A 12,702-nucleotide genomic window follows, 5' to 3' on the forward strand; every position below is an offset into this window, starting at 1 on the left:
GGTAATGTCAACGCACTTCGGCTGGAGGTGGCTATGGAATGGACTGCGCCCAAAACAATTCGCATCGGTTGCGCCAGCGCCTTCTGGGGCGATACCTCGACCGCTGCCGCGCAACTCGTGGAACACGGGCATCTGGACTATCTGGTCTTCGATTACCTGGCCGAAATCACCCTGTCGATCATGGCCGGCGCGCGGATGAAAGATCCCCAGGCCGGCTATGCGGGCGACTTCATCGAAGTGCTCGCCCCCTTGCTGCCGCAGCTCGCGCAGCGCAACATCCGGGTCGTCAGTAATGCCGGGGGCGTTAATCCCCAGGCCTGCGCCGCCGCCCTGCAAGCGGCCTGCGACAAGGCCGGGGTGGCCTTGAAGATCGCCGTGCTGCTGGGTGATGACCTGCAACCGCAATTCAAACAACTGGGCAGCCTGGGCATTCATGAAATGTTCAGCGGCGCGCCACTGCCACCGATGTGCGTCTCGACCAATGCCTACCTCGGCGCACCCGGCATCGTCGAAGCCCTGCGTCTGGGCGCGGACATCGTGATCACCGGGCGCGTGGTCGACAGTGCGGTGGTCAGCGCAGCGCTGGTGCATGAGTTCGGCTGGTCGTGGCACGACTACGACAAGCTCGCCCAGGCGGCGCTGGCCGGGCACATCATCGAATGCGGCGCGCAGTGCACGGGCGGCAACTTCACCGATTGGCGCGACGTGCCCGACTACGAACACATTGGTTTTCCCATCGTCGAAGTCAGCGCCGACAGCCAGTTCATCGTCAGCAAACCCGAAGGCACCGGCGGGCTGGTCACGCCGCTGACGGTGGGCGAACAGATGCTGTACGAAATCGGTGACCCGCGCGCCTATCTGTTGCCCGACGTGGTGTGCGATTTCACTCAGGTCAAACTGCTGCAACAAGGCCGGAACGCGGTACAGGTGCACGGCGCCAAAGGCCTGCCGCCGACGGCTCAATACAAGGTCAGCGCCACGTACCCCGATGGTTTTCGCTGCACCGCCAGTTGCCTGATTGCCGGCATCGATGCCGTCGACAAGGCGCGACGAGTCAGCGCGGCGATCATCAACAAGACCTCGGAAATGTTCCGCCAACGCGGCTGGGCACCGTACAGCGAGGTGAATATCGAGTTGCTGGGCAGCGAGGCCACCTATGGCCCCCATGGCCAGCGTCAGGACAGCCGCGAAGTGGTGATCAAACTCGCGGTGCGCCATCCGGACAAGGAGGCATTGGTCGTGTTCTCCCGGGAGATCGCCCAGGCCGCCACCGGCATGGCGCCAGGGCTGACCGGCATTGTCGGTGGCCGGCCGACGGTGTATCCGCTGATCCGGCTGTTCTCATTCCTGATCGACAAAACCGCCTGCACGCTGGACATTGATTTCATGGGTCAGCGCCACCCGTGTGCCCTGCCCGCGCTCGATGTGCTCGACCCGCTGGACCTGCCAGCCCTGCTCGCGCCACCGAAACCGAATGGCCTGGCCGACGCCAGCGTGGCCCTGGTCAAACTGGCGGTTGCCCGCTCTGGCGACAAGGGCAACCACAGCAACATCGGCGTCATGGCCCGCGAGCCCGAATTCCTGCCATGGATCGCCGAAGCGTTGACCCCTGAAGTGATCGTCGACTGGATGGGCCACGTCCTCGATCCAATCCACGGACGGGTTGAACGCTGGTACTTGCCCGCCAGCCACAGCCTGAATTTCCTGCTGGAAAACGCCCTCGGCGGCGGCGGTGTCGCCAGCCTGCGGATCGATCCGCAAGGCAAAGCCTTCGCCCAGCAACTGCTGGAAATCCAGATCCCGGTGCCGCAACGCATCGCCGACCAGTTCAACTAGAGGATCGCCGCCATGACCTACGATTCGATTTTCAGAGCCGATCTGTTTGCCGGCCAAAACATCATCGTCACCGGTGGTGGCAGTGGCATTGGCCGCTGCACCGCCCATGAACTGGCAGCCCTCGGCGCCCATGTGCTGCTGGTCGGGCGCAAGGCCGACAAGCTCAAAACCGTTGCCGCAGAGATTGCCGAAGACGGCGGCACGGCCGATTGGGCGGTGTGCGACATCCGCGAGGAAGAACCGGTGCAGCACCTGGTCAGCGAATTGATCCGCAAGCATGGCCCCATTCATGGCCTGGTCAACAATGCGGGCGGGCAGTATCCGTCACCCTTGGCCTCGATCAATCAGAAGGGTTTCGAAACCGTGATGCGCACCAATCTGGTGGGCGGTTTCCTGATGGCCCGGGAAGTGTTCAACCAGTCCATGAGCAAGCACGGCGGCGCCATCGTCAACATGCTCGCCGACATGTGGGGGGGCATGCCCGGCATGGGTCACTCCGGCGCGGCGCGTTCGGGCATGGACAACCTGACCAAGACCGCCGCGTACGAATGGGGCCATGCCGGAGTGCGGGTCAACGCCGTGGCGCCGGGCTGGATTGCCTCCAGCGGCATGGACACCTACGAAGGCGCCTTCAAGGCGGTGATTCCGACCTTGCGCGAACACGTGCCACTCAAGCGCATCGGCACCGAATCGGAGGTCAGCGCGGCGATTGTTTTCCTGCTCAGCCCGGCAGCGGCGTTCGTCAGCGGCAGCACCTTGCGCATCGACGGTGCCGCCAGTCTCGGCGGGCGCGCCTGGCCTATCCACAAGGCTACCAACAGCGAGTCGTACAACGGCTTCCACCGCGCCTACATACCAGACGTGTTGAAGGACAAGGAATAACCCATGCCGGTGATTCAGTCGCAACTCGATCCCCACAGCGAGCAGTTCGCCCGCAACCGTGCGGCGATGCTGGGTGCCATCGAACAAGTGCGCGCGCTCGAACAGAACTTGCTGAACAAGGCTGCCGAAGCCAAACCCAGGTTCGAAAAACGCGGTCAGTTGTTACCCCGCGAGCGCCTCAACCTGCTGCTGGACCCCGGTGCGCCGTTTCTCGAACTGGCGAGCCTGGCCGGCTACAAGCTGCACGACGATAAGGACGGCAGCTCCGCCGGTGGCGGCTTGATCGCCGGCATCGGCTATGTCTGCGGCGTGCGCGTGCTGGTGGTGGCGAACAACAGCGCAATCAAGGGCGGGACCATTTCCCCCAGCGGTTTGAAAAAATCCCTGCGCCTGCAACAGATCGCCATGGAAAACAAACTGCCGGTGATCACCCTCGCCGAAAGTGGCGGCGCCAACCTCAATTACGCGGCGGAAATTTTCGTCGAAGGCGCGCGCAGCTTTGCCAATCAGGCGCGGATGTCGGCCATGGGCTTGCCGCAGGTCACCGTGGTCCACGGTTCAGCCACGGCGGGCGGTGCCTATCAGCCGGGCTTGTCGGATTACGTAGTGGTGGTGCGCGGCAAGGCCAAGCTGTTTCTCGCCGGCCCGCCACTGCTCAAGGCCGCCACCGGCGAAGTCGCCACCGATGAAGAGCTGGGCGGCGCCGAGATGCACGCACAAACCGCCGGCACCGCCGAATACCTGGCTGAAAACGACGCCGACGGTGTGCGTCAGGTACGCGAGATTGTCAGCCTGCTGCCGTGGAACGAGCAGTTGCCCCGACTCCCCGAACGTCGCTGGGAGGAGCCGCTCTACCCCATCGACGAACTGCTGGGCCTGATCCCGGATGACCCGAAAAAACCCTACGACGTACGGGAAATCATCGCCCGTCTCGCCGACGCTTCGAGCTTTCTTGAATTCAAGGGCGAGTTCGATCAGCAGACCGTCTGCGGTCACCTGAAAATTCAGGGGCGCTCCTGCGGCTTCATCGGCAACAACGGCCCCATCACGCCAAAAGGCGCGAGCAAGGCCGCTCAGTTCATCCAGCTGTGCGATCAGAGCCAGACGCCGTTGCTGTTTTTCCACAACACCACCGGGTTCATGGTCGGCACCGAGTCGGAACAACAAGGCGTGATCAAGCACGGCGCGAAGATGATTCAAGCGGTGGCCAACGCCCGCGTGCCGAAACTGACCATCGTCGTCGGTGGCTCCTATGGCGCCGGCAACTATGCAATGTGCGGCCGCGGCCTCGACCCGCGATTCATCTTCGCCTGGCCCAACAGCCGCACGGCAGTGATGGGCGGCGCGCAAGCGGGCAAGGTGCTGCGCATCGTCACCGAGGCCAAACAGGCCAAGGACGGCCTGGTGCCCGATCCGAAAATGCTCGACATGCTGGAACAGGTCACCGCGCAGAAACTCGACAGCCAGTCCACGGCGCTCTATGGCAGCGCCAACCTCTGGGACGATGGTTTGATCGACCCGCGCGATACCCGGACGTTGCTGGGTTACTTGCTGGATATCTGTCACGAGGCCGAGGTGCGGCCATTGCAGGCCAACAGTTTCGGTGTGGCGCGGTTCTAAGCCGACTATCAGGAGAACAATAAAAATGATCTTCACCCAGGAACACGAAGCACTGCGCCGCACCGTGCGCCAATTCGTCGAGCACGAAATCAACCCGCACGTCGAGGAATGGGAAAAGGCCGGGCGTTTCCCCATCCACGAAATCTTCCGCAAGGCCGGCGACCTCGGCTTGCTGGGCATTTCGAAACCGGAGAAATTCGGCGGCATGGGGCTCGACTACAGCTATTCGATCGTCGCGGCCGAAGAGTTCGGCACCATCCATTGCGGCGGCATACCGATGTCCATCGGCGTGCAGACTGACATGTGCACGCCTGCGTTGGCACGTTTCGGTTCCGATGAACTGCGCGAGGAATTCCTGCGCCCGGCCATCAGCGGTGAGCAGGTCGGCTGCATCGGCGTCTCCGAAGTCGGCGCCGGCTCCGACGTCGCCGGGCTGAAAACCACGGCGCGCAAGGACGGCGACGACTACGTGATCAACGGCAGCAAGATGTGGATCACCAACTCGCCGAGCGCCGACTTCATCTGCCTGCTGGCCAACACCTCGGACGACAAACCGCACATCAACAAATCGCTGATCATGGTGCCGATGAACACTCCGGGCATCAGCTTGAGTTCGCACCTGGACAAGCTCGGCATGCGCAGCTCGGAAACCGCCCAGGTGTTTTTCGACAATGTGCGTGTACCGCAGCGCAACCGCATCGGTCATGAAGGCGCGGGGTTCATGATGCAGATGCTGCAGTTCCAGGAGGAGCGCCTGTTCGGTGCGGCCAACATGATCAAGGGCCTGGAGTACTGTGTCGACAGCACCATCGAATACTGCAAGGAGCGCAAAACCTTCGGCAATGCGCTGATCGACAATCAGGTGATCCACTTCCGCCTGGCTGAACTGCAAACCGAGATCGAATGCCTGCGGGCGCTGGTCTATCAGGCCACCGAGCAATACGTCAAAGGCCAGGACGTGACGCGCCTGGCGTCCATGGCCAAGCTCAAGGCCGGGCGGCTGGGGCGCGAAGTCAGCGACAGTTGCCTGCAATATTGGGGCGGCATGGGCTTCATGTGGGACAACCCGGTGGCCCGGGCCTACCGCGATGTCCGGCTGGTATCGATTGGCGGCGGTGCCGACGAAATCATGCTGGGGATCATCTGCAAACTGATGGGCATTCTGCCGGGGAAAAACAAATGAGCAGCCTGCCGGCATGCCAGACCTTGCTGCTGGAACTGCACAGCGGCGTGTTGCACATCACCCTCAATCGCCCGGACAGCCGCAACGCGATGAGCTTGCAGATGGTCAGCGAGTTGCGCTCGGTACTGGCAGCCGTGCGCGATGACCGAGGCGTTCGGGCGCTGGTGATCGGCGGTGCCGGCGGCCACTTCTGCGCCGGCGGCGATCTCAAGGACATGGCCAGTGCCCGTACCCAGGGTTCGAGCGCGCACCGCGACTTGAATCGGGTATTCGGTGCACTGCTGCAAGAGGTGCAACAGGCTCCGCAAGTGGTGATCACGGTGCTGCAAGGCGCGGTGCTCGGCGGTGGTTTCGGCCTGGCCTGTGTCAGCGATATCGCTTTGGCCGATCATCAGGCGCAGTTCGGCCTGCCGGAAACCAGCCTCGGCCTGCTGCCGGCGCAAATCGCGCCATTCGTGGTCCAGCGCATCGGCCTGACCGAAGCCCGGCGCCTGGCCCTGACCGCGGCGCGTTTTGATGGCCACCAGGCACGGCGCATGGGGCTGGTGCATTTTGTCGAGCATGATCCGCAGGCCCTGGCTGAACGTCTCGATGAGGTGTTGGCGCATGTGTTGTGTTGTGCGCCCGAAGCGAATGCGATGACCAAGAAACTCCTGCTGGCGAGTGCCGGACAACCGTCGGATGCCCTGCTGGATCAGGCAGCCGAATGGTTCGGCGAAGCGGTGACCGGGGCCGAAGGCGTCGAGGGAACGATGGCTTTCGTGCAGAAACGCAAACCGGGGTGGGCCTCTTAAAAGCTTCGCGAGCAAGCCCGCTCCCACATTGGAACGCATTTCAAATGTGGGAGCGGGCTTGCTCGCGATGAGGCCCGACCAGACACAGCAAAATACAGAGAGCCAACCCATGCCCGGACTCAAAAAAATCCTCATCGCCAACCGCGGTGAAATTGCCTGTCGCATCCAGCGCACGGCCCAGGCGCTGGGCTATCGCACGGTCGCCGTATTCAGCGACGCCGACGCCGACGCATTGCACGTGCAGATGGCCGACGAGGCAGTCAACATCGGGCCGGCCGCGGTGCAACAGTCTTATTTGAATATCCCGGCCATCCTCGACGCAGCCCGGCGTACGGGCGCGGATGCGATCCATCCGGGCTACGGCTTCCTCTCGGAAAACGCCGGGTTTGCCCGCGCTTGCCAGGACGCCGGCATCACCTTCATCGGCCCCAGCCCCGAGGCAATCGAATTGATGGGCAGCAAGCGCCTTTCGAAGATCGCCATGATCGAAGCCGGCGTGCCCTGCATCGATGGTTATCAAGGCGACGGGCAGGACGACGCGACCCTGAGCCGCGAAGCCGGGCGCATCGGCTATCCGTTGATGATCAAAGCCAGCGCTGGCGGCGGTGGACGCGGTATGCGCCTGGTGCACGACGCCGGCCATTTGCTGGAGCAGATCCGTACCGCGCGCTCCGAAGCCCTGAACGGTTTTGGCAGCAGCGAACTGATTCTCGAACAGGCACTGGTCGAACCACGTCATGTCGAGGTTCAACTGTTCGGCGACCGCCACGGCAACCTGATTTACCTCGGCGAGCGCGATTGTTCGGTACAGCGCCGGCATCAGAAAGTCATCGAAGAAGCACCCTGCCCGGTGATGACGCCTGAACTGCGCCAGGCCATGGGCGAAGCGGCGCTCAAGGCCGGGCGGGCAGTGCAATACGTCGGCGCGGGCACCGTGGAGTTTTTGCTGGATGCGCGCGGGCAGTTTTACTTCCTGGAAATGAACACCCGGTTGCAAGTGGAACACCCGGTTACCGAACTGATCACCGGGCTGGACCTGGTGGCCTGGCAGCTGCACATCGCCGAGGGGCAACCGCTGCCATTGCGTCAGGAGCAGGTGCAGCTCCATGGGCACGCCATGGAAGTGCGCCTGTATGCCGAAGATCCGGCTCAGGGTTTCCTGCCGCAAACCGGGCACGTCGTGGCCTGGGAACCGGGATTGCAGGACGGCGTGCGGATCGACCACGGCCTGATCGAAGGCCAGGTCATTAGCCCGTTCTACGACCCGATGCTCGGCAAGCTCATTGCCCACGGCGCCACCCGCGAAGAAGCCCGGCGCAAATTGCTGCGGGCGGTGCAAGACAGTGTGCTGCTGGGCGTGCAAAGCAATCAGCGCTTGCTCGCCAGTTTGCTGGATCACCCACAGTTCGCCTGCGCGGATTTCAGCACCGGGTTCATCGCGCAGCACTTTTCCGAGCATGCCTGCCTGCGGTCCCATGCCCCAGGCGCACAACACCTGGCCATCGCGACCGCCCTCTTCTATCAGGCTCAAGCGCAGGCTCATCCGGCCCCGCTTTGCGGTTGGCGCAACAACGCCAGTGTTCCACTGCACTATCGCATCGGCCTTGAGGACCAGGATTGGCCGGTCGGGTTGCAGGCCATCCCGGGCGAGCCGTTGCGCATTCAGGTCGCCGGGCACAACCTCGAACTGAAGATCATCCACTGCGACGGACGCTGGGCCACCCTCGAAATCGAAGGCATCCGCCAGCGCCACGCTTACCGCCTGGAGACCGGGCGTCTCTGGCTGTTTACCCGGCCCGGCAGCCTGCAGTTCGTGGATCGCACCCAGGCGCCGGTCTGCAGCGTGACCAATGTAAGCTCCGGCACCCTCAAGGCACCGATGGACGGGGCGATTGTCGACGTGCTGGTCAACGAAGGCAGCCCGGTCACCCAGGGCCAGTTGCTGGTGGTACTGGAGGCGATGAAAATGGAGCACCCGTTGAAATCGGGCATCGACGGTGTGCTCAAACGCCTGCAAGTCAAAGTCGGGGATCAGGTGAAAAACCGGCAGATTCTGTTGGAGGTCGAATAAGCCGCTAGGCGGAACCGTCGGGTTTGGCTACGCTCAAACCCTACAGGACGCGGATACCAGGAACCCTGCAATGCCTCACTGGCTGGTCATTGATCTGGAGGCCACCACCGATGAGGGTGGTTGGCCCGTAACAGATATGGAAATCATTGAAATCGGCGCCACCCTGGTGGACCGCAAAGGGCGCGAAGTGGATCACTTCCAGTGCTTTGTGCGGCCACTGCGACGGCCGCTGCTTACACCGTTTTGTCGGGAGCTGACGCACATCACCCAGGCCGATGTCGATTCGGCCCAGACACTGAGCGAGATCTGGCCCTCATTCGAACAATGGCTGGGACAATATTCATCCCTGGAAAGCTGGGTCAGCTGGGGTGATTACGATCGCCAGCAGTTCCTTCAGGAATGGCAGCGCCTGCAACTCGACAGCGTCCTGAGCCGTACACCGCATATCAACCTCAAACAGCGCTTTGCCAAAGCCCGCCGCCTGGAGCGCCCGCTGGGGCTCAACGGCGCGCTGCAACTTGCAGGCCTGCAATTTACCGGGCAGCAACACCGGGCCCTGGAAGATGCGCGTAATACGGCGCGCCTGTTACCGCAGATTCTCCCCCCTCTGGAGAGGTGACGGCATCGGCCCCCTTGTGCATACTGGCCGGCCCTTTTTAGCCCTTTTCGAGGAATCGCCAATGTTTAAAGTCAACGAGTACTTCGACGGCACCGTCAAGTCGATCGCCTTTGGCACCGCAGAAGGTCCGGCAACCATCGGCGTCATGGCTCCGGGCGAGTACGAATTCGGCACCAGCCAGCGTGAAATCATGCACGTGGTCAGCGGCGCATTGACCGTCAAACTGCCAGACAGCAGCGACTGGGAAACCTTCGCCGCCGGCAGCCAGTTCAACGTGCCGGCCAACAGCAAGTTCCAGCTGAAAGTGGCCGTCGACACCGCTTACCTGTGCGAATACCGCGGCTAAAATCCCGCGTTTTTACAGCGAAAAAAAATGCCCGTGTTCCTGGACACGGGCATTTTTCATTCACGGGTTTTTACTCGAGAACGGTCACCGGCATACCGACTTCCAGCCGTCCATTGCCGTCATTGACCAGATTCTGCCCGAACATCGCACCATCAGCCTCGACACGGTACTTCTGCAAGGTCGCCAACGGTTCGCGATCTTCGCTACGTTCGCCGGTTTGCGGGTCGATGGTCGTGAGGATGCAGCGCGAGCACGACTTGACCACGCGGAACTCGACCTCGCCGATACGGATACGCTTCCAGCCGTCCTCGGCGAACGCTTCACTGCCTTCGATCACCAGGTTTGGCCGGAAGCGCAGCATCTCCAGCGGGCGACCGACTCGCCGCGACAGGTCTTCCAGCGATGCCTGGCCGATCAGCAGCAGCGGGAAGCCGTCGGCGAACGCCACCTGATCGTCGTCCTTGCCGTAACCAGCCTCGGTCGTACGCGCACGCTCCAGTGGCACTTGCACCAGACGCGTCGGTTTTCCGATGAACTCACTGACCCAGGCACCTGCCTCGTCGCCAGCATCGGGTACACGCAAGGTGTCGCGCCAGATCGTCACGCCACGCAGTTCTGCATCACTGCCGGGCAGGGCAATGTCGATCGGCGAATGACCAGGCGCACTGAGGGTCAAGCCGCCTTCGGCATTCCACAGTGCCGGCAACTGGCTCATCTGCGCCACCGCCCGCTGGGTCAGGAAGCGCCCGCTGGCCTCGTCCACCAGCATCCAGCGGCGATCGCCGTCCAGCCCCAGCTTGTCGAGGCCGACTTGCTGCAAGACCTCGCCCTTGCCGGATTTCAACGGATAACGATAAAGCGCGCTCAGACGCAACATGGCCAGCTCCCTGTGGGCAAAAATGCCACCCTATACGAGCTTGGTCAGCGAATCAAAGTGCAAAAAACCCTGTAGGAGCGAGCTCGCTCGCGAAAAACCCAAGGACGCCGCTGGGCATCTGGTTTTACGCGTTATCGTTCAAGACCATCGCGAGCAAGCTCGCTCCTACAGGTTGACGGTGGTCTGATCAGGCCGGTACTTCGTCGAGCATCAGGCGCTGGCGCACTACGTCGACGAGTTTGTCCGGCTGGAATTTGGAGAGGAAATTGTCGCAGCCGACCTTTTTCACCATCGAGTCGTTGAAGCTGCCGGACAGCGAGGTGTGCAGCACCACGTACAAGCCACGCAGGCGTGGATCGTTGCGAATTTCGGTGGTCAGGCGATAGCCATCCATTTCCGGCATTTCCGCATCGGTGAAAACCATCAGCAGTTTTTCGGTCATGTCCACGCCGGTATCGGCCCAGGCCTTGAGCATGTTCAAGGCCTTCAATCCGTCGCTGGCGATGTGCATCTTCACGCCCAACTGTCCCAAGGTATCGCGCAATTGCGCCAGGGCCACGTTCGAGTCATCCACCAGCAGCACCTCACGGCCACGGGCGCGTTCCAGTACCGGATCCTCGAGCTTGTCACGGGAGACTTTGGCGTTGTACGGGACGATTTCGGCCAGGACTTTTTCGACGTCGATGATTTCCACCAGTTGGTCGTCGACTTTGCTGATGGCTGTCAGGTAGTGCTGGCGCCCGGCGCTGCTCGGTGGCGGCAGGATGGCTTCCCAGTTCATGTTGACGATCCGGTCCACGCCACCGACCAGGAAGGCCTGAACCGAACGGTTGTACTCGGTGACGATAATCGTGCTGCCAGGCCCCGGCACCAATGGGCGCATGCCAATGGCCTGGGACAGGTCGATCACCGGCAGGGTCTGGCCACGCAGGTTGACCACGCCGCACACGAAAGGGTGGCGCTGCGGCATCAGCGTCAACTTTGGCAGCTGCAAGACTTCCTGTACTTTAAAGACGTTGATTGCGAACAATTGCCGTCCGGCGAGCCGGAACATGAGAATTTCCAGGCGATTCTCACCCACCAGTTGCGTGCGTTGGTCTACCGTGTCGAGAATGCCGGCCATCAATGACTCCTGGTCTTGTTCGGATGAATTCACTAAAGAAGGTTATCGGCTGTTTTTGCCGAAGCTTGACCCTCTCCGAAATGCCACGCCAAGGCATTGATGCCACATTAACATCATGCTTTACTGGCGCCGTGATTACATCTGCCGCACTTCAGCGCCACGCGACCATGGTTCTAGCGAAAGGTTCCGCTGCGTAAGGGATTCCCCTATCAACAATCAGGTGCAACCTGATATTCGCAATATCCAATAGCCATTAATGTGACGCCATTCTCATTGCATGAACGGAGTCAGGCTTTTGTGTGCGATCGCAAGTAAGTGGCCAACCACCCTCTCGTGTTCCCCAGCCTGCCTCCGGGCCAGCCGAAGCTCGTTCACCCGACGACTCGGCAATGCCGGGGTCCCGACCGCCCTCGTCGACACGCACGATATCCCCTCATTTGACATGACGTTGTGGAGATAAGTATGCCGAACGACCGTAAAGAGTGGGCCCGACGGCTCCCGGAGTTTCTCGTCGAGGCTGAAACACTCCTGGCCAAAACCGAGGAATGCCTGAGTCATCTACAGCTGATCAGCAATGACAAGGACGCCATCGACTGCATGCTCAGCACACTGCTCAAGCTAGCCAACAAGGCCGATGCCCTGGCGTTGGCGGCCGTGTCTGAGTTTTCCCTGCATATTCATGGCCTGCTCAACCACGCACAACACACGATGAGCCTGCACGACGAGGCACTGAGCGCCCTCAAAGACTGCCTGACCCTGATTGCCTGGCAACTCGAACTCATCGACCAGACCACCGGACAGCTCAGTCTCGACGACAGCGAGCAAGTTACCCTTATCGAAGCTTTTGCCTTTCAGGTCGGACAAAGCCGATATCAACCACCGGTCAACTCCAGACCGTTCAGCCTCGTATCCTATTCGGAACGACAGGCCTGAACTTGCCAAATCATGCCGTATGGTGTGTTTTGGTTATCAATACCGCGCTGTAACTTGAGTGCGCACATGTCGCAATTTAATATCTCATAGCTATAAGCGACATGCTTTAACAACCACTATTTGCCCATCGACAATTGCGCGCCTGTCTTGACCGGGGTATTGCCTGGTCTCAATAAAAAACCAGGGACAGTCGGTATTTTGCGACGGCAACAGCCAACTTGCTCCATTATGGAACCATCGTCCAAATGGCTGGATTCCTGACTTTTCGGACATATATACAGACGCGACCAACGGTATCTTAAGTGCTACTATGCCGCCTATTAGTTGACGCCAATTAATGGCAGTGTGGTTGCGGCCGGACACAGCTCGCTCCAGTCCGGAGCTGAAGTCTCCAACAAAAAGTACATCCCGTTGAAGT

The 12,702-nt window shown here is 61.3% G+C and carries 11 protein-coding genes; 9 read left to right on the forward strand and 2 right to left on the reverse strand.

Going from position 1 to position 12,702, the window contains the following annotated elements; translation table 11 throughout:
- Positions 1-33 precede the first annotated feature (33 nt).
- The 8 genes from AC06G5_RS21890 (at position 34) to ppnP (ending at position 9,351) form a co-directional block, all read left to right on the forward strand.
- Entirely contained in the window at positions 34-1,836 is a 1,803-nt protein-coding gene (locus AC06G5_RS21890; RefSeq protein ID WP_413704290.1) for an acyclic terpene utilization AtuA family protein, read from the forward strand.
- Between the two features lie 12 nt (positions 1,837-1,848).
- The gene (locus tag AC06G5_RS21895; RefSeq protein ID WP_008020381.1) at positions 1,849-2,718 is read left to right on the forward strand and encodes an SDR family oxidoreductase; all 870 of its coding nucleotides are present in this window, start codon (positions 1,849-1,851) and stop codon (positions 2,716-2,718) included.
- Positions 2,719-2,721: 3 nt separating this feature from the next.
- On the forward strand, positions 2,722-4,338 hold the full coding sequence (gene atuC / locus AC06G5_RS21900) for a geranyl-CoA carboxylase subunit beta (RefSeq protein ID WP_480458300.1): 1,617 nt from the start codon (positions 2,722-2,724) through the stop codon (positions 4,336-4,338).
- Between the two features lie 25 nt (positions 4,339-4,363).
- Positions 4,364-5,521 (forward strand): citronellyl-CoA dehydrogenase, encoded by a 1,158-nt coding sequence (gene atuD, locus AC06G5_RS21905; RefSeq protein WP_413423735.1) that lies wholly within the window; start codon positions 4,364-4,366, stop codon positions 5,519-5,521.
- Positions 5,518-6,315 carry an enoyl-CoA hydratase/isomerase family protein gene (locus AC06G5_RS21910; RefSeq protein ID WP_480458301.1) on the forward strand — a complete coding sequence of 266 codons (798 nt, stop codon included), beginning with the start codon at positions 5,518-5,520 and terminating at the stop codon, positions 6,313-6,315. Before atuD ends, AC06G5_RS21910 begins: the two co-directional genes overlap by 4 nt.
- A 109-nt stretch (positions 6,316-6,424) precedes the next feature.
- Complete coding sequence (locus AC06G5_RS21915; protein ID WP_413423731.1) at positions 6,425-8,386, forward strand: acetyl/propionyl/methylcrotonyl-CoA carboxylase subunit alpha; 1,962 nt, start codon at positions 6,425-6,427, stop codon at positions 8,384-8,386.
- A 70-nt stretch (positions 8,387-8,456) separates the two neighbouring features.
- Positions 8,457-9,005 (forward strand): 3'-5' exonuclease, encoded by a 549-nt coding sequence (locus AC06G5_RS21920; protein WP_413423729.1) that lies wholly within the window; start codon positions 8,457-8,459, stop codon positions 9,003-9,005.
- Positions 9,006-9,066: 61 nt separating this feature from the next.
- Positions 9,067-9,351: a pyrimidine/purine nucleoside phosphorylase gene (gene ppnP, locus AC06G5_RS21925; protein WP_007940055.1), complete on the forward strand. Its 285-nt coding sequence runs from the start codon at positions 9,067-9,069 to the stop codon at positions 9,349-9,351.
- Positions 9,352-9,421: 70 nt separating this feature from the next.
- On the opposite strand, the gene AC06G5_RS21930 is transcribed toward ppnP, so the two are convergent.
- Entirely contained in the window at positions 9,422-10,228 is an 807-nt protein-coding gene (locus tag AC06G5_RS21930) for an MOSC domain-containing protein (protein WP_480458302.1), read from the reverse strand.
- Positions 10,229-10,415: 187 nt separating this feature from the next.
- Entirely contained in the window at positions 10,416-11,351 is a 936-nt protein-coding gene (locus AC06G5_RS21935) for a chemotaxis protein CheV (protein ID WP_007973464.1), read from the reverse strand.
- Between the two features lie 462 nt (positions 11,352-11,813).
- Here AC06G5_RS21935 and AC06G5_RS21940 point away from each other — a divergent pair, with 462 nt between their 5' ends.
- A complete protein-coding gene (locus AC06G5_RS21940; protein ID WP_413423725.1) occupies positions 11,814-12,284 on the forward strand; it encodes a hypothetical protein in 471 nt (156 codons plus the stop codon).
- Positions 12,285-12,702 lie beyond the last annotated feature (418 nt).

It is taken from the genome of Pseudomonas sp. WT-JTC (assembly GCF_056711565.1).